The sequence below is a fragment of the Bradyrhizobium guangdongense genome (assembly GCF_004114975.1).
GTDB classification, from domain to species: Bacteria; Pseudomonadota; Alphaproteobacteria; order Rhizobiales; family Xanthobacteraceae; genus Bradyrhizobium; species Bradyrhizobium guangdongense.
Genome location: NZ_CP030051.1, coordinates 5,184,920 through 5,206,396, shown reverse-complemented (window position 1 = coordinate 5,206,396; position 21,477 = coordinate 5,184,920). Strand labels below are relative to the sequence as shown.

Sequence of the window (21,477 nt, the reverse complement as noted above, 5' to 3'; positions counted from 1 at the left end):
CGTTTCCAGCGTCAAAGGCCAATTCCGCGACCGAAGCGGGCGCGGGAAGACCAAAGCTAGCGGATATTTGCACGAAACCAAACTGGCTGCACCGCTACCATCGCGCAGGTGAATCAAAGGAGCCCAAGAATGCGCATCGGTGTGCCCAAGGAGATCAAGGTCCAGGAATATCGCGTCGGGCTCACCCCGGGGGCTGTTCGCGAATATGTCGCAGCCGGGCACCAGGTGACGGTCGAGACCGGCGCCGGCAATGGCATCGGCGCCTCCGACGAGGTGTACCAGCGGGCGGGAGCCTCCATCGCCGCTAGCGCGCGCGACATCTTCGCTAAATCCGACATGATCGTGAAGGTGAAGGAACCGCAGCAGAGTGAATGGGCGCAGCTCCGCGAAAGCCAGATTCTGTTTACCTACCTCCATCTCGCGCCAGACCCTGATCAGGCCAAGGGCCTGCTCGCGTCAGGCTGTACTGCGATCGCCTATGAAACCGTCACCGACGCGGCCGGCCACCTCCCCCTGCTAGCGCCGATGAGCGAAGTCGCCGGCCGCCTCGCCATCGAGGCCGCCGGCGCCGCGCTCAAGCGATCGGCTGGCGGTCGCGGCTTGTTGCTCGGCGGCGTACCCGGCGTGCAGCCGGCACGCGTCGTCGTTCTCGGCGGTGGCGTCGTGGGAACGCAGGCCGCACGCATGGCCGCTGGCTTTGGCGCCGAGGTCACGGTGATCGATCGTTCGATTCCGCGCCTGCGCGAACTGGACGATCTTTTCACCGGACGCGTGCGCACGCGCTTCTCGACGATCGAGTCGGTCGAGGAAGAGGTGTTCGCCGCCGACGTCGTCATCGGTGCCGTACTGGTGCCGGGCGCCAGTGCGCCGAAGCTGATCACGCGTGCGATGCTCAAATCGATCCGGCCGGGCGCGGTGCTGGTCGACGTCGCGATCGATCAGGGCGGCTGCTTCGAGACCTCGCATGCGACCACGCATGCAGCGCCAACCTACGAGGTCGACGGCGTCGTGCATTATTGCGTCGCCAACATGCCGGGGGCGGTGCCGGTAACCTCGAGCCAGGCGCTGAACAACGCGACGCTGCCATTCGGCCTGATGCTCGCGGGTAAGGGTTTTTCCGCGGTGCTGGAAAATCCGCACCTGCGCAACGGTCTGAACGTCCACCGCGGCCGCATCACCAACAAGGCGGTGGCGGAGAGCCTCGGTATGGAGTTCGCGCCTGTTGGGAGCGGGCTGGCGGCGTAGTGAGGATGCGCTGAGATTTACGCCTTGGTCAGCTTGTACTGCCGCATGTCCGGGTCGTGCGTCATGCGCCAATAGTCCACGAACCGCCACGGCATCGCCGAGAACACGCGGCCGCTGCGGTTGCGGTAATAGGTGCTCATGCCCTTGTGGGTCCAGATCATGGCCTCGTGCTCTGCATCGACCCTGCGGACGTAGTCGTCGAGCACATCAGGGCGAACGTCGATCGCAGCGATGTCCTGCTCGATCATGCTGACGAGGCAAGCCGAGATATAGCGGCTCTGGCATTCCGACTGGAAGATGACACTGCCGCCGTGCGCCGGCCCGGAGTTCGGACCGAGCATGCAGAAGAAGTTCGGAAAACCGGGCACGGTGAGTCCGAGGAACGCCGTCGGATTGTCGTTGGCCCAGGCTTGGCGCAAATCCTTGCCATCGCAGCCGCTGATGTTGAGGCGCGCCGCCATCTCGGTGACCTTGAAGCCGGTGGCGACCACGATGATGTCAGCGGGGCGGTGCGTGCCGTCGGCTGTGACGATACCGCTCTCGTCGACATGGTCGAGCGCATCGGTGACCAGTTCGACATTGTCCCGCCTCAAGGTCTTGAACCAGGCGTTGTCGAGCAGAATGCGCTTGCCATAGGGCGGATAGGTCGGCACGCATTTCTCGATCAGGTCGGGCCGGCCCTGCAGCTCCGACAGAATGAAGTCGGTCAGCTCCTGGCGGTGCCGGTCGTTGCCCTTGTTGACCGCGCGCTCCGGATGCGGCCAGGCCGGATCCTTGCGGAGGAATGGCAAGAGACCATCGCCGTAACGCCAGAACATGTTGAAACGGTACCACTGCACATAGAACGGCAGATGGGCGAGCAGCCAGCGCGCGCCGTCGCTGATCGGATCGGCATAGCCTTTCACCGGCCGCGCCCATTGCGCGCTGCGCTGATAGACCGTCACCGAGGCGACGCGGCCGGCAATCGACGGCACCAGCTGCATCGATGTCGCGCCGGTGCCGATCACGGCGACATGTTTGCCGTCGAGCTCGATGTCCTCCGACCACAGCGCCGAGTGCAGGATCGTGCCTTGGAAGTTCTCTTCACCCTTGAAGCGTGCGCGTGAGGGATCGTTGAGTTGACCGATGGCCGAGACCAGCGCGGTGGATTCGAAAGTCTCTTCGCCGTCCGTCGTCTTCAGCGTCGATATCCAGCGCCGCTTGCCTTCTTCCCAGCGCGAGGACGTCAGTTCGGTATTCACGCGCAGATGCTTGCGGATGCCGTATTCCTCCGCGACCTTCTGAAGATAGCCGAGCAGCTCCTCGCGCTGGCAGAAATAGCGCGTCCATGCATGACCCGAGCCAAAGGAGTAGGAATAGGAATGGTTCGGCGTGTCGACGCCGCAACCGGGATAGCGATTGATCCACCAGGTGCCGCCGAGCTCGGCGTTCTTCTCGACGATGGTGTAGGGGATGCCGAGATGGCCGAGCGCCACACCGAGCGCGATGGCGCATACGCCGGCGCCGACGATGAGAACATGTTGGTCCGCGAGCTTCTCGTCGGGCGGCCGCGTGGTCCAGCGCGCCTCGCGCGGCACGAAGCCCATCTCCTCCCGCATCAGCGGCGCATATTCCGGCGCGACGTTTTCGCCGAGGCAGGCCCGCATCATCTTCAGGAGCAGCTCTTCGCCGGGATTAGTGATCGCCGGCGTCGGCGTGCCGTCGGCAAACAGCCTGACGACCGCAGCGCGGATCTCGTCCTGGATCTCGCGAGGCACGCCGGCTTCGGGATCGGGGATGAGGCGGATGTCGCGCTTGGGCAGATAGGGCGGCTCGAGCCAGCGCGCCTCGCCAGTCATGTGCACCAGCACCATGAGGAGGCAGCGGATGTCGGCCTCTGCGATGGCCGAGGCGAGGTCGAGGGGCTTGTGTGGAGATACGATATTCATCGTCTTCTTCTGATCTCCGGGGATCCCAAGCGTTCGATCCAGGTGGGCGAACGAGGGACGTGCGGCTCGGCAAGGTAGTTGAGGAGTCCCGGATCGTCTATGCAGGGTTTCCGGCGCTCCAATAGGGCCGAAGAAGAAAACTATCGCCCCGGCATCGTCTCACGGAAGGAGTTTCCCTTCCGAAGAGCAAAAACGCCAATCGTTTCCATTGCCGTTTAGGTGCGGAACGACGACATTCCTGTCAGGATTTGATGGATTGACGGCTATGGAACGCACCGGATTTGAGCCTTTCGGCGAGCAGTTGGTGTCCGCAACGGACACCCAGCCGCGGTCGCGTGCGTCCAAGCTCCTGCTGCGGGCCGGCACCGGCCTGTTCTGGTCGCTCGTCGCCGCCATCGTGCTCGCGCGGGCCGCGTTCTTTGAGCCGGGCGTCTATGACGGCTTCAGCCACGTGGCCTCGCTCGCCAAGAACTTGCTCTTCTAAGACCGACCTGCCGGTCTGAGCCGGATTATTCCAGGCCGAGGATCAAACTTCCCTCGGCCCTGATATGTCGAAAACTTATTCCCCAATGGAAGAGTGCTGCGTATAAATCTTTCTCCTCAGGGAGAGATTTGTGTCGCAGAATCAAGCATCCAGCCCGGCCGACGCCAAGCCCGCTACCGCTGTCAGCCGCGTGGTCGCGCTGATTCCCGGCATCCTCCTCTGTATGGCGGTCGCCGGTGTCTCGGCCCTGCTGGAAAGGGCCGAACTCGGGGTCTTTGAGCATCCTTATATCGAGGCGCTGGTGATGGCGATCCTGCTTGGGATGGCCGTGCGTAGTTTCTGGAGGCCGGCGCCGCGCTGGCAGGCCGGGATCGCCTTCAGCGCCAAGCAGCTCCTTGAAGTTGCGGTCATGCTGCTCGGCGCCTCGATCAGCTTTGCCGCCATCGCGGCCTCCGGCGTCGCGCTGCTGGCTTCGATTGCGGCGGTGGTCGTCATCGCGCTCTGCGTCTCCTTCGGACTCAGCCGGATGCTCGGGCTCTCGACCCGGCTGTCGATCCTGATTGCCTGTGGCAACTCGATCTGCGGCAACTCGGCGATCGCGGCCGTCGCGCCGATCATCGGCGCCAATAACGACGAGATCGCTTCCTCGATCTCCTTCACTGCGATCCTCGGAGTGATGATGGTGCTGGGCCTGCCGCTGCTGATCCCGCTGCTGCAACTGACGGCGACGCAATACGGCATCCTCGCAGGCCTCACCGTTTATGCCGTGCCTCAGGTGCTGGCGGCGACCGTGCCGGCAGGTCTGATTTCCACGCAGATCGGCACGCTCGTGAAGCTGATGCGCGTCTTGATGCTCGGGCCCGTCGTCGTCGGCCTGTCCCTTGTCGCCGCACGCTGGCAGGCCGATTCCAAGAAGACCAATATTGGCTTCTTTCGCCTGGTGCCCTGGTTCATCCTCGGCTTTCTCGCGCTGGCGACACTGCGCTCCCTCGAGATTGTGCCGGCGACCGTGGTGGGGCCGGTGACGAAGATCACGACCTTCCTCACGGTGGTGTCGATGGCCGCGCTTGGTCTCGGCGTCGACGTGCGCGTGCTTGCGAATGTCGGGGGCAGGGTGACAGCGGCGGTGACGCTGTCCCTGATGCTGCTGCTCGGCATCAGCATCGCGCTGGTGCACTGGTTCAAGTGAGAAATGCGGACTCCTCTTCCTCTTCCCTTGTGGGAGAAGGGAAGTAAGGATCAGATCACATCCGCCAGCGAATGGCCATGCAACTCGATGTTCAATCCCTGCATGCCCATGTCGTTGATCTCGCCGCCCATCGCCTTCAGGCTTTCCTCACGGATCAGCGACATCAGCCCGCGGCGCAGCGCCAGGAATTCCGACGACATCATCATCGATTGCTGCCGTGGCCGCTCCAGGGGAATCGGAATCTCAGCCTTGATCGAGCCGGGGCGGGCGGTCATGCAGTAGACGCGGTCGGAGAGGAAGATCGCTTCATCGATATCATGGGTGACGAACAGCACCGAGATCTTCAGCCGCTGCCACATGTTGGTGAGGATCTGCTGCATGATGACCCGCGTCTGCGCGTCTAGCGCACCGAATGGCTCGTCGAGCAGCAGAACCTTTGGTCCAGTGGCGAGCGCCCTGACGATGCCGACCCGCTGCTTCATGCCGCCTGAGAGCTTTTCCGGATAGTGCTTCTCGAATGCTTCGAGCCCAGCGAGTCCGAGCAATGTGCGCGCGGCGCGCTCACGCTGGGAGCGCGGCATTCCGCGCATCTTGAGGCCGAACTCGACGTTCTCCCGCACCGTCTTCCAGGGAAACAGCGAATATTGCTGGAACACCATGCCGCGTTCGGCGCTGGGGCCGCTCACACGCTCGCCGTCGACGGTGACGAGGCCGGTGGTGGGCTCGAGGAAGCCCGCGACTGCGTTGAGCAGCGTCGATTTCCCGCAGCCGGAAGGGCCGACGATCGAGACGAACTCGCCGGGGTTCACGTGGATCTGGGTATCGGTGACGGCCTGCACCGGTCCCTCGATGCTGTCATAGCTGAGGGAGAAGTTCCTGACCTGGATATGGCCCTTTGGTTCGCTCGCCAGAACCTCACTCATCTCGTCGACCTCCACGGCATCACCAGATGTCCCGCGCCTCGGATCAGCAGGCTCGATCCGAGGCCAAGCACGCCGATCGCGATCATGCCGAGCGCGATGTCGGCATATTGAACCAGCGAATAGGCTTCCCAGGTGAAGTAGCCGATGCCGTATTGGCCCGAGATCATCTCGGCGGCGATCAGCGAGACCCACGCGACACCCATGCCCACGGTGAGGCCGGTGAAGATGTGCGGCAGCGAGGCGGGAAAATACACCTCCCGGAAGATCGATCGCTCACGCGCGCCAAGGCATTGCGCGGCGCGCACCAGCACGGGATCGACCAGCGACATGCCGTGCAGCGTGTTGACCAGGATCGGGAAGAACGATCCGAGGAAGGTAATGAAGACGATGCTCTGCTCGTTGGTCGGCCAAAGCATGATCGCCATCGGCACCCAGGCGATCGCCGGGATCGGCCGCAGCACCTCAGCGACCGGGAAGACGACCTCGTGCACCAGCTTGAAGCGTCCCATGATCAGGCCGAGCGGTACGCCGACGATCGCCGCAAGCGAGAAACCGATGAAGATGCGTCGGCAGCTCAGCACGATGTGCATCAGAAAGTGCGGGTCGTGGATCGCCTTGGTGAAGCTTGCGTAGACTGCGAGCGGCGAGGGCACATTGGTGAAGCGCACGAAGAACACGACACGATACGTCGTGAGCAGGTGCCAGACCAGGAGGAAAGCGAGCAGCGAGATCACGCCGATCGCGGTGGCGCGCAGCCGCCCCTGGTTCAGCCGGTACCAGCGCAGCGCGAGCGTGGCGAATGAAGTGGGTGTTGCGGGCGCTGTGACCGCGGGCTGGGGGACCGCCTCTGGAAGTGCTGCTGTGGCCGGCATGTTGTCCTCGGGATGTCTGACGAGGGCAGGGCTGCTCACGTCTTTCCTCCGCTGGCTGCCGTCTTCACCGCGTCGTCGAAGCCGAGCACCTTGCCGCTGATCTTGGCGGCATAGGCCTCCGCGTCCTTCTTGAGCAGGAACGGCGCGACGTCGCCATTGCCGACTGCGAAGAAGGCCTGGTCGGCGAACAGCTTAATGCCGCGCGTAGTGTCGAAGACATAGGCGACGTTGATCTTCTTGCCTTTGGCCTTGTAGTCGGCATAAGCGCCGAGCGTGCAGGCGGCGGAGGAAAATGGCATGATGCCTGTGTCGTCGATCCAGACCTCGCCGGCCTTGCGCGGATCGGTGATCGGCTTCTTGCAGAAGGTGTCTTGGCCTGTGATTTCGTAGTTCTTGGTGCTCCCAAGCTGCGCGTCATAGTCCAGCTTCATCTCGGAATAGGCCTTCCGGATATAGCTGTCGTCGACCCACTTCTTGGGATCGAACTCCTTCATGCGGCCGAGATTCTGCAGCACCTTGACGTCGGCGGTCGCTGCATCGACCAACGCCGGCTTGACGGTCGGATCGGTGGTCATGTTGCCACCGGGCCCGAGGAAGATGTAAACGACCTCCTTGTTGATGCCGGTCCATTCCTGGATCTTTTCGGCCGCGAGCTTGGGATCCTCGCGCAGCCACTGGTTGGCGGCGATCAGCGCCTTGAAGTAGGCGACGACGACTTCAGGGTATTTCTCGGCGAAGTCGGTGCGGACCACGATGCCATGAAAGGTCGGCAGATTGGTCTCGACGCCGTCGAAGATCTTTCGCGCAAAACCGCGGAACGGCAGCAGCTCTGCGAAGGGCACGAAGTCGGCGTGTGCGTCGATCTTCTTCTCCTGGAGATTGGTCGAGCCGACTTCAGGGCTCTGGCTGACGAGCTGGAAGAAGTCGCTCCCATAGCCGCGGTCCTGCATGGCCTTGAGGACCATGCCGTGCGCGGCGGAGCCGAACGGCACGCTGACGAGCTTGCCCTTGAGATCGGCAAGATCGTAGTAGGGCGAATCTTTGTGAACGACGATGCCGTTGCCGGAGCCTTCGAGGCTGTAGGCAGCGATGCCGATCAGCCGGCTCTTGCTTTCGGGATTGCTCTCAAAGGTGAAGCCGTTCACGATCAGCGGGTAGTCGCCCATCATGCCGATCTGCAGCTTGTTCGCCATCATCGCGTTGGTGACGGGCGGACCCGACGTAAAGTTCTGCCATTCGAGCTCGAACTTGATGTTGGCGTACTTGCCTGACGTCGGCAGATATTTCTCGAGCAGATGAAGCTGGCGGATGACGACGCCCGCGGTCACCGTGTTGGTCGTGGTGTCCTGCGTCCCGATGCCGAGCGTGACGGTTTCCGCCGAGGCCGGCTGCACGAGGATTAGCGCCAGCGATGTCACCGACATCGCGATCGAGAGCGTGGGAAGATGGCGGGCCATTCTCATCCTCATTCGGTTGGATGTGCTGTGGTTGCCATGATTGGAGCAGGGCCCGGACAGGGCAAATCCGGAATGACCGCGGTAGTCGATTAGTTGCCGGGAAAAGCTGATTGCATACTCCTTGAGCAGTCCTGCACTATAAAGCCGCTTGCCTGTGCACCGACCTTGCTCGCAAACTTCCTCAGTCGGATGCGTGGCCGCGCATCTCCTCCAGCACGTCGGTCCGGCAGACCACGATCTGCGACCGCCTGGTCAGTACGATTCCTTTTTCCTGCATGCGCTTCAGGCTGATCGTGACCCATTGCCTTGTGGCGCCGACCATGTGGGCGATGTCGGCATGAGTGAAAGCCGCCGCGATGACGCGGCCGTCGGCGTCCGGGACGCCGTAGAGCTCGACGAGATGCAGGAGCAGATGCGCCAGGCGCTGCGTGATCGAGCGCGTTCCGAGCATTTGCGCCAGTGCCGAATAGCACTTGCCCTTGAAGGTCAGGCCTTCAATCAGGCCGATCGCGAGATTCGGGATCTCCGCGGCAAGCGACCGCAGCTCCTTTCCTGGCAGGTGCACGACACTGCAATTGCTGGATGCGACGCCGGACCATTGATGCACGGTGCCCTCGAACACTTCGGGCCCACCGACGAAGTTGCCGACATGCCAATAAGCGAGCGTGATCTCGCGTCCCTGCGGGGAAGTGTAGAACACGCGGATACGGCCGCTTTCGATCAACCAGATGCCGTCGTGCCTGCCGCCCTGGCTGAACAGCGTCTGGCCCCGGTTGAGGACCTTGCGCCGGCCCTGCTTGAGCACGAGCTCCCGCTCGCGCGGGTTAAGCTTGTCCATCAGCGGCGGTGGACCGCCGATCCATTGCTGGTTCTCGGTGAGCAACAGCGAGGAACTGCCCGCAGGCCGGACCACCGGGGGGAGAGTCCCGCGAACCACACTCGCCGCCTGCAACATCGTCTGCCTCCGGAACGTTCAAACCGTTCTAAAGAGGAGCAATGTCCGTGCCAGATACGTGGGCAAACGGGTGCTTACCGCCCCGCCAGGCTCAGCAGATACGGTTTTGGGTAAATTCCCCGGTTATGTCCGTCCGAAAACGAGATGTTCAGCCCGTAGCCGAGATCGCCGATCTCGGTGATGGCTATGCCGGGAAACGTTTCGGGGAAGCGGCCATCGAAGCGGGCGCGGGTGCAGTGGGCGCATTTGCAGGAGAGGCGAAGCCTCTCGGCGGGGACGCTCAGCGCATCGTCATGCGTCGTGCGGACGAGGAGCGCGGCGAGATCGGCGCTCGCTTCGTAGTCGGCCACGGTCGGTGCAACCAATGCAGTCATGGTCATGACGAACCTCCGGCTTCTATCTATGGCGGCGGGACGTACGCGAATAGCAACTAATTGCCGGCGCGGGCATGACGGCGTGCCTTCACTTCGATCGCTGCCGGCGAAATGTGAAACTAATCGACCAGGAATTTCACTTCCGAATTGCCGGACTCTTCCCTCTCCGTGACCTTGACGTCATCGAGAAGGAGAGATGATGAGCGCATTTCAGAAGGAAACGGTTTTGTCGGTCCGGCACTGGACCCAGTCCCTGTTCAGCTTCACCGCGACGCGTGATCCCGGCTTTCGTTTCCAGAACGGCCAGTTCGCGATGATCGGCCTCGAAGTGGAGGGCAAGCCGTTGATGCGGGCCTACAGCATGGCGAGCGCCAATCACGAGGAGGCGCTCGAGTTCTTCTCGATCAAGGTGCAGGATGGCCCGCTGACCTCGCGCCTGCAGAAGATCAGGGAAGGCGACATCATCCTGGTCGGCCGCAAGGCGACGGGCACGCTGATCACCGGCAATCTCACTCCGGGCAAACGCCTGCTGCTGCTCTCGACCGGCACTGGCCTCGCGCCCTTCGCCAGCCTGATCAAGGATCCCGACGTCTATGAAAACTACGAAACCATCGTGCTCGCCCATGGCTGCCGCCAGGTCTCCGAGCTTGCCTATGGTGAGCACGTCGTCGAGGGACTGCGCAATCACGAATTCTTTGGCCCCTTGATCCGCGACAAGCTGGTCTATTACCCGACCGTCACCCGCGAGCCGTTCCGCAATCGCGGCCGCATCACCGACCTGATCGCCTCCAACCAGCTGTTCGACGATCTCGGGCAATCCGGCCTCGATATCGAGACCGACCGCATCATGCTGTGCGGCAGCCCGGCGATGCTCGAGGAACTGCACACGATGTTTTCGGCCCGTGGTTTCGTCGAGGGCAGTCACAGTCAGCCCGGCCATTTCGTGATCGAGAAGGCTTTCGTCGAGCGCTGAGCCGCAAATCGCGTTCCGGCGACAACTAATTGCTATCGCCGGCTCGCCTCCTGAACAAATCTGACCCAAAGGCGCCGAAGACTCGGCGAACCAGGAGCAAGCGATGGCACTAGATCAGATCGTCGACGGACTTTCGGAGGTTTCCTGCGACGTGCTTGTGATCGGCGGCGGGACGGCCGGCCCGATGGCGGCGCTGAAGGCGAAGCTGAAAAATCCCAAAGCCAACGTCGTCCTGCTCGAAAAGGCCAACGTCAAGCGCTCCGGCGCGATCTCGATGGGCATGGACGGGCTGAACAACGCCGTCATTCCCGGCTATGCGACGCCGGAGCAATACACCAAGGAAATTACCATCGCCAATGACGGCATCGTCGATCAGAAGGCTGTCTATAAATACGCGCAGAACTGCTACAAAATCATCGAGGAGCTCGACAGCTTCGGCATCCGCTTCCTGAAGAACGAGAACGGCGATTACGCCGTCAAGAAGGTGCACCACATCGGCACCTATGTGCTGCCGATGCCGAACGGCGAGACCGTGAAGAAGGCGCTCTATCGCCAGCTCCGTCGTGCCCGCATCCTGATCTCCAACCGCTACATGGCGACGCGGCTGCTGAAATCGTCGGACGGCCGCATCGCCGGCGCCATCTCCGTCAACACCCGCACCGCCGAAATCCTGGTGATCAAGGCCAAGGCCGTGATCCTCTGCATGGGCGCCGCCGGCCGGCTGGGTCTGCCGACGTCCGGCTACATGTTCGGCACCTACGAGAATGCGGCCAATTCCGGCGATGGCTACGCGATGGCCTATCACGCCGGTGCGGCGCTCGCGAACCTCGAATGCTACCAAATCAATCCGCTGATCAAGGATTATAACGGTCCGGCCTGCGCCTATGTCGCCGGTCCCTTCGGCGCCTTCACGGCCAACAACGAAGGCTCCCGCTTCATCGAATGCGACTACTGGTCCGGCCAGATGATGCTGGAGTTCTACAACGAGCTGCTGTCAGGCAAAGGTCCGGTGTTCCTGCAACTCAAGCATCTCCATCCCGACACCATCTCCGAAATCGAATCTACGCTGCATAAGGTGGAGCGGCCCACGCGCGGGCTGTTCCAGCAGGGGCGCGGCGTCGACTATCGCAGCGAATCGATCGAGATGCACATCTCCGAGATCGGTTTCTGCTCCGGCCACAGCGCTTCCGGCGTGTTCGTCGACGACAATGCCCGCACAACCGTGCCCGGCCTCTACGCGGCCGGCGACATGGCGAGCGTGCCACACAATTATATGCTCGGAGCCTTCACCAACGGCTCAGTCGCCGGTATTGACGCGATGGAATTCGCCGATAGCCACGATTTTGCGGAGTTCGACGCCGCCGACGTCGCGATGGAGCGTGATCGCGTCATGGCGCCGACCAAGCGTGAGGACGGCATCCCGCCGAACCAGGTCGAATACAAGACTCGCCGCCTCGTGAACGACTATCTCCAGCCGCCGAAGGTCACGCGCAAGTACGAGCTCGGCATGCGGCGTCTTGCCGAAGCACGGGAGGACATGCAGGAACGCATGATCGCGCGCAACGCCCACGAGCTGCTCCGCGCTCTGGAGGTGCAGTCGATCATGGACTGCGCCGACATGGCGGTGCACGCCTCGCTCTATCGCGAGGAGAGCCGCTGGGGCCTCTATCACTGGCGTACCGATTTCCCGGAGAAGGACAACGAGAACTGGTTCTGCCACACGCTGCTCAGCAAGCAGAACGGCAAGATGACCAGCGAGAAGCGCGCGGTGGAGCCTTACGTCGTGCCGATCGCAGACGACGAGAGGGACCTCTACGACAAGCAGCGCATCCGCGCCACCGCCTGATCCACCAGAGCACAGCAACAGGAGACATCAAATGCCTCTCGCGTCCTATCAGACATCGGTTCCGGTGGTCGTCGACGACGCCAAATGCATTGCCGACAAAGGCTGCACCGTCTGCGTCGACGTCTGCCCACTCGACGTGCTCCGCATCAGCGACATGAGCGGCAAGGCCTATATGGCCTATGACGAGTGCTGGTACTGCATGCCTTGCGAGGCCGATTGCCCGACCGGCGCCGTCACCGTCAACATTCCCTATCTGTTGAGGTGAGAATGTCGAGTCCGTTCGAATCCTACGATGATCTCGAAGACGCCGACGAGCGGCTGCAGGCCGCCGACCCCGCCGAGCGCCGCGTCGCCATCATCGCGCTCGGCCATTCCGGCGACCCTGCTGCGGTCGCGCATCTCGCCAACATGGTCGCCGACCCCCATGCCGGCGTACGCCAGCAGGTCGCGATGGCGCTGGGCGAGTTCGACGGGGCGGAAGCCGCAAGCGCGCTGGTGAAGCTGCTGGTCGACCCAGAGAGAATCGTGGCTGCAGCCGCGGCCGACAGCATGGCCGAGTTCAAGGATCCCGCCTGCGCCGAAATCATCCTGCCGCTGGTCAAGCATGCCCACGCCTTCGTCCGCATGGGGGCGCTGCGGGCGCTGAAGGAATTGCGGTCCAAGGATACGCTGAAGCCGGCGCTCGAAGCGCTGCAGGATCCGGATGCCGCCGTGCGCGTGCAGGCGATCGGCGTCATCGGCTTCCTCAAGCTGGAGGAATCCATTCCCGCGCTGACCGCACTGATCAACGATCCCGATGCCCATGTGCGCCGTGCCGCGGTCAGCGCGCTGGCGTTCTCGCAGATGAAGCCCGCAGCCGAGACGATTACACGCGCGCTGAAGGACAGCGACTGGATGGTGCGGGAGATGGCCGCGGAAACGCTGAGCCTCAATGTCAACGGCATGATCGCGGCGGACCAGCTCATCGCATGCCTTGTCGACGAATTCTGGCAGGTGCGGCTGAAGGCGATCCGTAGCCTCGGCCGGATGAAAGTCGAGCGCGCGGTGCGCCCGATCGGCAATTGCATCAATCACGACCAGGCCAATTTGAGAAAAGAGGCGGCCGCAGCCCTCGGCGAGATCGCCCATCCCGACGGCGAGGCGTTCCTGGCCGTCATCGCCGACGATGCCGATCCGGATGTTCGCAAGAACGCGCGCTGGGCGTTGCAGCAGATCGCGGCGCGAAAGGCGCGGGCAGGGACATAGCACCAGCGCATCCTGCTGCTCTGGACTTCCCCCGCCAGACGTTTATTGGTCTTCGCCAACGGGATCGGCGGCTTGCGAAAGCGTCCGGTCCGAGAAACAGCGAGGACGCCGGCCATGACGACTTTGATGGTTAAAGACCTTCTCCCCGAGGATGGAACGAAGGGAACGCTGGTCGGTCGTGTCTGGCTGCCGCAGGCGAACGGTCCCGCCGTCGTTGCCGTACGCGCCGAGGGCGTGTTCGACGTCACTGCACAGTTTCCGACCGTCAGCGCGCTCTGCGAAGAGGACAATCCGGCCAAGGCGCTTAGTTCAGTCAAAGGCGAACGCATCGGCGATCTCGAAGCCATCCTCGCCAATACGGCGCCCGACGGGCGCGATCCGAACAAGCCCTGGCTACTCGCACCCGTCGATCTCCAGACCCTGAAGGCCGCCGGTGTCACTTTCGCGATCTCGATGCTGGAACGCGTCATCGAGGAGCGGGCCAAGGGCAATCCGGCCTCCGCCGAAGCGATCCGGAAAGAAGTCACGCGACTGATCGGCGACGATCTGTCAAAGCTCAAGCCGGGCTCGGACCAGGCGATGCACCTGAAGCAAGTGCTGATCGATCAGAACGCCTGGAGCCAGTATCTCGAGGTCGGGATCGGGCCCGACGCCGAAGTCTTTACCAAGGCGCCGACCATGTCTTCGGTCGGCACGGGCATGGATGCCGGGCTGCACCCCAAGTCAACCTGGAACAATCCCGAGCCGGAACTGGTGCTGTTCGTCTCGAGCCGCGGCAAGATCGTCGGCGGCGCGCTCGGCAATGACGTCAATTTGCGCGACTTCGAGGGCCGCTCGGCGCTGCTGCTGTCGAAGGCCAAGGACAACAACGCCTCCTGCGCGATCGGACCGCTGCTGCGGCTGTTCGACGACACGTTCACGCTCGACGACGCGCGCAAGCTCGACATCAGCCTTAACGTGACGGGCACGGACGGCTTTGTGCTCGACGGCCACTCCTCGATCAGCAAGATCAGCCGTGATCCCACCGATCTCGTCGCGCAGACCATCGGCAAGATCCATCAATATCCTGATGGCTTTGTGCTGTTCCTCGGCACGATGTTCGCACCTGTCAAGGATCGCGATGCGCCGGGGCAGGGCTTCACTCACAAGCGCGATGACATCGTCACCATCGCCGCGCCTCAGCTCGGCAAGCTCGTCAACCGCATGCGCAGCAGCGACGAGTGCGAGCCCTGGACCTTCGGGATCGGTGCGCTGATGAAGAACCTCGCCCAGCGGAAGCTGATTTAGCTTCTTGGCTTCTCCGCGCGCTTCGTGTTCATGGCGGGGCGAAACACTCGTCCCGGCCATCCACGTTTTGCCCCAGTACCAAGAGTGTGGATGCCGGGACTTCGCCTCACCGAAAAGGTTTCGGCCGCGCAGGCGGGACAGGCCGGGCACGACGAATGCACGCGTTCGCGCCGGCGACCACCCGATAAATTCTCTTTCATCTTCGCGTTGCATCTATGGAACAAAATCGCGCACGGCGTGTAGTCTCGCCGCCTAGCGTGCAGGTCCCCATCATTCATCCAAATAGTCAAATAATATGACTATACGGAACCATTCTTCCGTGAAATAGTGCTATTCGCCGCCGAAGAGGCGGTCTGAGGGTGCCATGCTACCGATAGGTGCCCCGGATAACACCTTGGGAGACACGCCTGATGACCCCTAAAGCCCTTTTTGCGGCCAGCGCCACGGCCGCATTGCTGTTTGCGTTGCCGGTCAGTGCCGCCGAGCTCACCATCGGCTTTTCGCAGATTGGATCGGAATCCGGCTGGCGCGCCGCCGAGACCTCGGTCTCCAAGCAGGAGGCCGCCAAGCGCAAGGTCAACCTCAAGATCGCCGACGCGCAGCAGAAGCAGGAGAACCAGATCAAGGCGATCCGCTCCTTCATCGCGCAGAACGTCGACGCGATCTTCCTCGCGCCTGTGGTCTCGACCGGTTGGGATTCCGTGCTGAAGGAAGCCAAGGAAGCCAAGATTCCGGTCGTGCTGCTCGATCGCGATATCGATCCGTCGGGGAAGGACCTCTATCTTACCGCCGTCACGTCGGACAGCGTGCATGAAGGCGAAGTCGCCGGCGACTGGCTGGCCAAGACCGTCGGCGACAAGGCCTGCAACATCGTCGAATTGCAGGGCACGGTCGGCGCCAGCGTCGCCGCCAACCGCAAGAAGGGCTTTGACACGGCCATCGCCAAGCACGCCAATTTGAAGGTGGTGCGCAGCCAGACCGGCGACTTCACCCGCGCCAAGGGCAAGGAAGTGATGGAGAGCTTCATCAAGGCCGAAGGCGGCGGCAAGACGATCTGCGCGGTCTACGCCCACAACGACGACATGATGGTCGGTGCGATCCAGGCGATGAAGGAAGCCGGCCTCAAGCCGGGCAAGGACATCCTCACCGTTTCGATCGACGCGGTTCCGGATATCTTCAAGGCGATGGCCGCGGGCGAAGCCAATGCCACGGTGGAACTGACACCGAACATGGCGGGCCCGGCGCTCGATGCCATTGCCGCGTTCAAGGAGAAGGGCACCGTTCCGCCGAAGTGGATCCAGACCGAATCCAAGCTCTACACCGCCGCTGACGATCCGCAGAAGATCTACGACAGCAAGAAAGGCCTCGGTTACTGAAGCGGGCGCCTCGCCGGACCGCTTCCAGCGGTCCGGCGATCCACCTTCGAATCCGTTGCGCGAACGAATAGGCTGGGCGTCCGCAGCATGATGGGACCCCGGTGGGAGTGACGTCGTCATGGAGAACAGCCTTGATCCAGCTCCTTCCCTGTTGGAGGTGCGCGGGATCAGCAAGAGCTTCGGTGCGGTGCGCGCGTTGCAGGAAGTCGACTTCACGCTTCGCGCCGGCGAGATCCATGCGCTGCTCGGCGAGAACGGGGCCGGCAAATCCACGCTGATCAAGGTCGTCACCGGCGTGTTCCCGCGTGATGCCGGCGTTGTCAGGCTCGGTGGCGAGGAGGTCGCGCCTCGTTCGGCCAAGGCGGCACTCCAGGCCGGCATCGCAACGGTCTACCAGGAGGTCAATCTGCTGCCGAACCTGTCGGTGGCACAGAACCTGTTTCTCGATCGCCAGCCGATGCGCTTTGGTATCGTGCGCGAAGGCGAGATGCGTCGCCGCGCCAACGCGCTGCTCACGGGGTTCGGTCTCGATATCGATGTCGCCGCGCCGCTTGGCAATTATTCGGTGGCGATTCAGCACGTCACCGCGATCGCCCGCGCGGTGGATCTCTCCGCACGCGTGCTGATCCTGGACGAGCCGACCGCGAGCCTCGACCGTCACGAGGTCGAGATTCTGTTCGGCATCATGCGCCAGCTTGCCAAGCGCGGCATCGGCATCGTCTTCGTCAGCCATTTCCTCGACCAGGTCTACGAAATCTCCGACCGCATCACCGTCTTGCGCAACGGCCGCCTGGTCGGCGAGCGCGAGACCGCTTCACTGCCGCGGCTCGAACTGATCCGGATGATGCTCGGCCGCGAGCTGGCCGAGACCACCAGCGCGCGAGCCGCGGCGAGCGTGCCCAAGTCGCGCGAGGTCTGCGCCAGTTTCGAGAATTACGGCAAGGCCGGCTATGTCGCCCCGTTCAATCTCGAGCTCCGTCATGGCGAGGTCGTTGGCCTCGCTGGTCTGCTCGGCTCGGGCCGCACCGAGACGGCGCGGCTGGTGTTTGGCGCCGAGCGTGCCGATGGAGGGCAGGCGAGGGTGGAGGGTGCTTCCGTGCGGCTCCAGTCGCCGCGCGACGGCGTGCGCCACGGCTTTGGCTATTGTCCCGAGGAGCGCAAGACGGACGGCATCGTTGCCGAGCTCACCGTGCGCGAGAATATCGTGCTCGCGCTTCAGGCCAAGCGCGGCCTGCACAGGCCATTGTCCCGCCGCGAGCAGGACGAGCTTGCGGGCCGTTATGTCAAAATGCTCGATATCCGGCCGCCCGATCCCGAGCGCCCGGTCGGCCTGCTCTCCGGCGGTAACCAGCAGAAGGTGCTGCTGGCGCGCTGGCTTGCGACTGCGCCGCGGCTCCTCGTGCTGGATGAGCCCACGCGTGGCATCGACGTCGGCGCGCATTCCGAGATCATCCGCCTGATCCGCGAGCTCTGCGACGACGGGCTGGCGCTGCTCGTGATCTCCTCCGAGCTGGACGAGATCGTGACCTATTCCGATCGGGTGATCGTGCTGCGCGATCGCGCCCATGTCGAGGAGCTCGCCGGCGAGGCGATCGACGTCACCAACATTCTCGCGGCCATCGCCGCCGATGGCGCCGCGATGCAAGAGGCCCGGGCATGACAGCGCTGTTGCCGCGCCGCGGCCTTGCCCAGATTCTGGCCTTGATCGTTATCCTCGCGGTCGACCGCCTGGTGTCGCCGCAATTCTTCGACCTGCGCCTGCAGGACGGCCGGCTGTTCGGCAGCATGATCGACGTGCTCAACCGCGGCACGCCGGTGGCATTGCTCTCGCTTGGCATGGTGCTGGTGATCGCGACACGCGGTATCGATCTCTCCGTCGGCGCGGTGATGGCGATCTGCGGCGCGATCGCCGCAAGCCTCGCCGACAGCCACGGCCTGCCGGTGGTGCTGGCGGCGGCGCTTGGCGCTGGCCTCGTCTGCGGATTGTGGAACGGCTTTCTCGTCGCCGTGCTCGGCATGCAGCCGATCGTGGCGACGCTGATCCTGATGGTGGCGGGGCGCGGCATCGCTCAGCTCATCACCGAAGGGCGCATCGTGACCTTTACCTCGCCCGATCTGGTCTGGCTCGGCAACGGCGCCATTCTCGGCGTGCCGGTGCCGGTCGCGATTGCGCTCGGCATGCTGCTCCTGACGGGCGCAGTGGTGCGCGGCTCGGCCCTCGGGCTCCTGATCGAGGCAACCGGCGGCAATGCGCGGGCGAGCGAGCTGGCCGGTGTCGGCACGCGTGCGATGATCCTGGCAGTCTATGTCTGGTGCGGCGTCTGCGCTGCGCTCGCCGGTGTGATCGCCGCGGCCGATATCATGGGGGCGGATGCCAACAATGCCGGCCTCTGGCTCGAGCTCGATGCCATCCTCGCGGTGGTGATCGGCGGCACCTCGCTTTTTGGTGGTCGCTTCAGCCTTATCCTGGCCGTGCTCGGTGCGCTGATCATCCAGACCATGAATACCGGCATTTTGCTGTCTGGCTATCCGCCGGAGTTCAACCTGCTGGTCAAGGCTGTCGTTGTGCTGGCCGTGTTGCTGCTGCAATCGCCGAAACTATCCGGCTTTGCCGGCATCATGGCGCGTCTGCGGAGGACGAAACCGTGAAAGGCCTGCCGCCCGTCCTGATCACGGCCATCGTCCTCGTCGCGGGCTTTGCGGCATGCGCGGTGCAGTTTCCCAACATCGCTTCCACGCGCGTGGTGGGCAACCTCCTCACCGACAACGCTTTCCTCGGCATCGTCGCGACCGGCATGACCTTTGTCATCATCTCCGGCGGCATCGATCTGTCGGTCGGCTCGGTAATCGGCTTCACCACGGTGTTCGTCGCGCTCGCGATCGAGCGTTGGGGCGTGCCGCCGCTGGTGGCCTTCGTTGCCGTTCTCGTGCTCTCGGCAACCTTTGGCGCTGCGATGGGCGCGATCATCCATATCTTCGATCTGCCACCGTTCATCGTGACGCTGGCTGGCATGTTCCTCGCGCGCGGCGCGGGCTTCCTGCTCTCGACGGAATCGGTGCCGATCACCGCGCCTGTTTATTCGACCGTGTCCGACTTCGCGTTACACATGCCTGGTGGCGGAAGGCTGACTGCGATCGCGATCATCATGCTCGCGATCGTGCTCGGCGGCGTCCTGCTGCTGCGTCTCACCCGGTTCGGCGCCAATGTCTATGCGCTTGGGGGCGGCCGGGCGACCGCAAGCCTGATGGGGGTCGCGGTCGGCGGGATGACCGTGAAGATCTACATGCTGTCGAGCCTGCTCGCGGGGCTCGCGGGCATCGTATTCTCCTTCTACACCAGCGCGGGCTATTCGCTCTCCGCCGTCGGCGTCGAGCTCGACAGTATCGCGGCCGTTGTGATCGGCGGAACGCTGCTCACGGGCGGGCAGGGTTCTGTGATCGGCACCTTCCTCGGCGTGCTGATCCAGGGCATGATCCAGACCTACATCAATTTCGATGGCACGCTGTCGAGCTGGTGGACCAAGATTGCGACCGGAATCCTGCTGTTCGCCTTCATCGCCTTGCAGCAAGGACTCGTCGTGCTGGCGCGCCGGCCGGCGGCGAAGCGTGCGGGAGCCGCCTCATGACTTCGCGCATCGTCGTCATCCCGACACGCCGGGCCCATTCCAACCACGCGGAAGTCGCCCGTTCGATCGGCGTCGACATCATCGCGGGCCGCTATGCCGAGGGGGCGCGGCTGCCGGGCGATGCCGAGCTGACCGCGATGTTCGGCGTCTCGCGGCCGGTCTTGCGTGAGAGCGTGAAGACGCTGGTCGCCAAAGGGCTGCTCACCACCAAGGCGCGGGTCGGCACCGTCGTGCGGGAGCGCGCCGCCTGGAATATGTTCGACGCCGATGTCCTGGCCTGGCATCTCGATGCCGGCATCGACAAACGCTTCCTCAACGATCTCGCGGAGATCCGCCTCGCCGTCGAGCCGCGAGCCGCGGCGCTCGCGGCGGCACAGCGGTCGGAGGAGGATGTCGCCGAGCTTCGCCGCAGCATGGAACGCATGCGGCTCGAAGCTTCCGATTCCGTCGGCTTTGCCGATGCCGATCTCGCGCTCCATGTTGCGGTAGCGCGGGCATCAGGTAATCTGTTCATGCGCTCGATCGGGCATGTGATCGAGGCCGCCTTGCGCGCCTCGTTCCTGCTCAGCGCCCCGGTCGAGCCGGAGGATCGCGACACCGTGCTGCTCTGGCATCAGAAGATCGTCGATGCGATCGCGGCCGGCGATGCCGGGGCGGCGTCGGAGGCGATGGTCTACGTCATTCACAACGGCATGAGCCGCCACGAGGGCAGCGTGATCGAGACGGTCCCCGCCGAGCCGCTGCCGTCCGCGAAAAGTGGAGAGTAAAGCGTGACTGAATTACGCATCGCCATCGTCGGCTTCGGCAAGATCGCGCGCGACCAGCATGTCGGCGCGATCGCAGCCACCTCGGGTGCGATGCTCGCCGCAATTGCCAGCCGCAACGCATCGCTGCCGGGCCTGCCGCATTTTGCAACCATCGAGGAGCTGCTCGAGAGGGGGCCGCCGATCGATGCGGTGTCGCTCTGCACGCCTCCGCAGGTGCGGCGGGAACAGGCTGCTGCAGCGCTTGCCGCGGGCAAGCACGTCATGCTGGAGAAGCCGCCCGGCATCGGTGTCGCCGAGCTCGATCCCCTGATCGCGATGGCGACGGAAGCAAAGCGCACCCTGTTTGCGACTTGGCATTCGCGCCATGCGCCCGCCGTCGAGCCCGCCCGCGAGTGGCTGGCTGTGCGCCGGATCAAGGCGGTGCACATCAACTGGCAGGAAGACGTCCGCGTCTGGCATCCCGGCCAGGCCTGGATATGGGAACCGGGCGGGCTCGGCGTGTTCGATCCCGGCATCAATGCGCTCTCGATCCTGACGCGCATCCTGCCAAAGCCGGTGTTCGTGACCGCGGCTGAGCTCGCCTTTCCAGCCAATTGCCAGTCGCCGATTGCCGCCAACCTGACCTTGACCGACATCGACGGCCTGCCGGTGACGGCCGAGTTCGACTTCCGCCAGACCGGACCGCAGAGCTGGGATATCGTTGCGGAAACGGATCAAGGCCGGATGACATTGTCGCGTGGCGGCAGGATCATGGAAATCGACGGCAAGGTTGTTGCCGAGGCGCCCGATCACGAATATCGCGAGCTGTACGGGCACTTCGTCAAGCTCGCCGCGACCGGCGAGCGCGATGTCGACCTGGCGCCGCTTCGTCTGGTTGCCGATGCTTTCCTGCTCGGCAAGCGCAACATCGTCGAACCGTTCGTGGATTAG

General features: G+C 63.6%; 20 protein-coding genes. 14 read left to right on the top strand and 6 right to left on the bottom strand.

The genetic code is table 11. The features are described 5' to 3' along the window. The first annotated feature begins 129 nt into the window (after positions 1–129). On the top strand, positions 130–1,245 hold the full coding sequence (ald, locus tag X265_RS25015) for an alanine dehydrogenase (protein WP_128967228.1): 1,116 nt from the start codon (positions 130–132) through the stop codon (positions 1,243–1,245). A 17-nt stretch (positions 1,246–1,262) separates the two neighbouring features. Here ald and X265_RS25010 read toward each other — a convergent pair whose 3' ends face one another. Then, positions 1,263–3,173: a flavin-containing monooxygenase gene (locus tag X265_RS25010; RefSeq protein WP_128967227.1), complete on the bottom strand. Its 1,911-nt coding sequence runs from the start codon at positions 3,171–3,173 to the stop codon at positions 1,263–1,265. Positions 3,174–3,438: 265 nt separating this feature from the next. Here X265_RS25010 and X265_RS25005 point away from each other — a divergent pair, with 265 nt between their 5' ends. Further along, entirely contained in the window at positions 3,439–3,657 is a 219-nt protein-coding gene (locus X265_RS25005; RefSeq protein ID WP_128967226.1) for a hypothetical protein, read from the top strand. A gap of 130 nt (positions 3,658–3,787) precedes the next feature. Continuing rightward, positions 3,788–4,846 (top strand): YeiH family protein, encoded by a 1,059-nt coding sequence (locus X265_RS25000; protein WP_128967225.1) that lies wholly within the window; start codon positions 3,788–3,790, stop codon positions 4,844–4,846. 50 nt (positions 4,847–4,896) lie between these two features. On the opposite strand, the gene X265_RS24995 is transcribed toward X265_RS25000, so the two are convergent. The 5 genes from X265_RS24995 to X265_RS24975 all read right to left on the bottom strand — a co-directional run bounded on the left by X265_RS24995 (position 4,897) and on the right by X265_RS24975 (position 9,433). Continuing rightward, positions 4,897–5,769 (bottom strand): ABC transporter ATP-binding protein, encoded by an 873-nt coding sequence (locus X265_RS24995; protein ID WP_164938778.1) that lies wholly within the window; start codon positions 5,767–5,769, stop codon positions 4,897–4,899. Next, a complete protein-coding gene (locus X265_RS24990; protein WP_128967223.1) occupies positions 5,766–6,680 on the bottom strand; it encodes an ABC transporter permease in 915 nt (304 codons plus the stop codon). Before X265_RS24990 ends, X265_RS24995 begins: the two co-directional genes overlap by 4 nt. Next, positions 6,677–8,098 (bottom strand): ABC transporter substrate-binding protein, encoded by a 1,422-nt coding sequence (locus X265_RS24985; RefSeq protein ID WP_164938777.1) that lies wholly within the window; start codon positions 8,096–8,098, stop codon positions 6,677–6,679. Before X265_RS24985 ends, X265_RS24990 begins: the two co-directional genes overlap by 4 nt. Before the next feature lie 181 nt (positions 8,099–8,279). Further along, a complete protein-coding gene (locus tag X265_RS24980; RefSeq protein WP_128967221.1) occupies positions 8,280–9,053 on the bottom strand; it encodes a Crp/Fnr family transcriptional regulator in 774 nt (257 codons plus the stop codon). Positions 9,054–9,127: 74 nt separating this feature from the next. After that, a complete protein-coding gene (locus X265_RS24975) occupies positions 9,128–9,433 on the bottom strand; it encodes a gamma-butyrobetaine hydroxylase-like domain-containing protein (RefSeq protein ID WP_128967220.1) in 306 nt (101 codons plus the stop codon). A gap of 193 nt (positions 9,434–9,626) precedes the next feature. On the opposite strand from X265_RS24975, the gene X265_RS24970 reads away from it, so the two are divergent. From X265_RS24970 to X265_RS24920, 11 genes are all read left to right on the top strand, one after another. After that, positions 9,627–10,400, top strand: coding sequence for a ferredoxin--NADP reductase (locus X265_RS24970; RefSeq protein ID WP_128969395.1), 774 nt, complete (start codon positions 9,627–9,629; stop codon positions 10,398–10,400). A gap of 103 nt (positions 10,401–10,503) precedes the next feature. After that, positions 10,504–12,246: a fumarate reductase/succinate dehydrogenase flavoprotein subunit gene (locus X265_RS24965; RefSeq protein WP_128967219.1), complete on the top strand. Its 1,743-nt coding sequence runs from the start codon at positions 10,504–10,506 to the stop codon at positions 12,244–12,246. A 31-nt stretch (positions 12,247–12,277) separates the two neighbouring features. After that, positions 12,278–12,511, top strand: coding sequence for a 4Fe-4S dicluster domain-containing protein (locus tag X265_RS24960; RefSeq protein ID WP_045011595.1), 234 nt, complete (start codon positions 12,278–12,280; stop codon positions 12,509–12,511). Positions 12,512–12,513: 2 nt separating this feature from the next. After that, positions 12,514–13,491, top strand: coding sequence for a HEAT repeat domain-containing protein (locus X265_RS24955; RefSeq protein ID WP_164938776.1), 978 nt, complete (start codon positions 12,514–12,516; stop codon positions 13,489–13,491). Between the two features lie 114 nt (positions 13,492–13,605). Continuing rightward, positions 13,606–14,778, top strand: coding sequence for a fumarylacetoacetate hydrolase family protein (locus X265_RS24950; protein WP_128967217.1), 1,173 nt, complete (start codon positions 13,606–13,608; stop codon positions 14,776–14,778). Between the two features lie 410 nt (positions 14,779–15,188). After that, entirely contained in the window at positions 15,189–16,154 is a 966-nt protein-coding gene (gene ytfQ / locus X265_RS24945; RefSeq protein ID WP_128967216.1) for a galactofuranose ABC transporter, galactofuranose-binding protein YtfQ, read from the top strand. Between the two features lie 118 nt (positions 16,155–16,272). Beyond that, entirely contained in the window at positions 16,273–17,814 is a 1,542-nt protein-coding gene (locus X265_RS24940) for a sugar ABC transporter ATP-binding protein (RefSeq protein ID WP_128967215.1), read from the top strand. Further along, complete coding sequence (locus tag X265_RS24935) at positions 17,811–18,803, top strand: ABC transporter permease (RefSeq protein WP_128967214.1); 993 nt, start codon at positions 17,811–17,813, stop codon at positions 18,801–18,803. The genes X265_RS24940 and X265_RS24935 overlap by 4 nt, the downstream gene beginning before the upstream one ends. Further along, the gene (gene yjfF / locus X265_RS24930) at positions 18,800–19,780 is read left to right on the top strand and encodes a galactofuranose ABC transporter, permease protein YjfF (RefSeq protein ID WP_128967213.1); all 981 of its coding nucleotides are present in this window, start codon (positions 18,800–18,802) and stop codon (positions 19,778–19,780) included. Before X265_RS24935 ends, yjfF begins: the two co-directional genes overlap by 4 nt. After that, the gene (locus X265_RS24925) at positions 19,777–20,547 is read left to right on the top strand and encodes a FadR/GntR family transcriptional regulator (RefSeq protein WP_128967212.1); all 771 of its coding nucleotides are present in this window, start codon (positions 19,777–19,779) and stop codon (positions 20,545–20,547) included. The genes yjfF and X265_RS24925 overlap by 4 nt, the downstream gene beginning before the upstream one ends. A 3-nt stretch (positions 20,548–20,550) precedes the next feature. Further along, positions 20,551–21,477, top strand: coding sequence for a Gfo/Idh/MocA family protein (locus X265_RS24920; protein WP_128967211.1), 927 nt, complete (start codon positions 20,551–20,553; stop codon positions 21,475–21,477).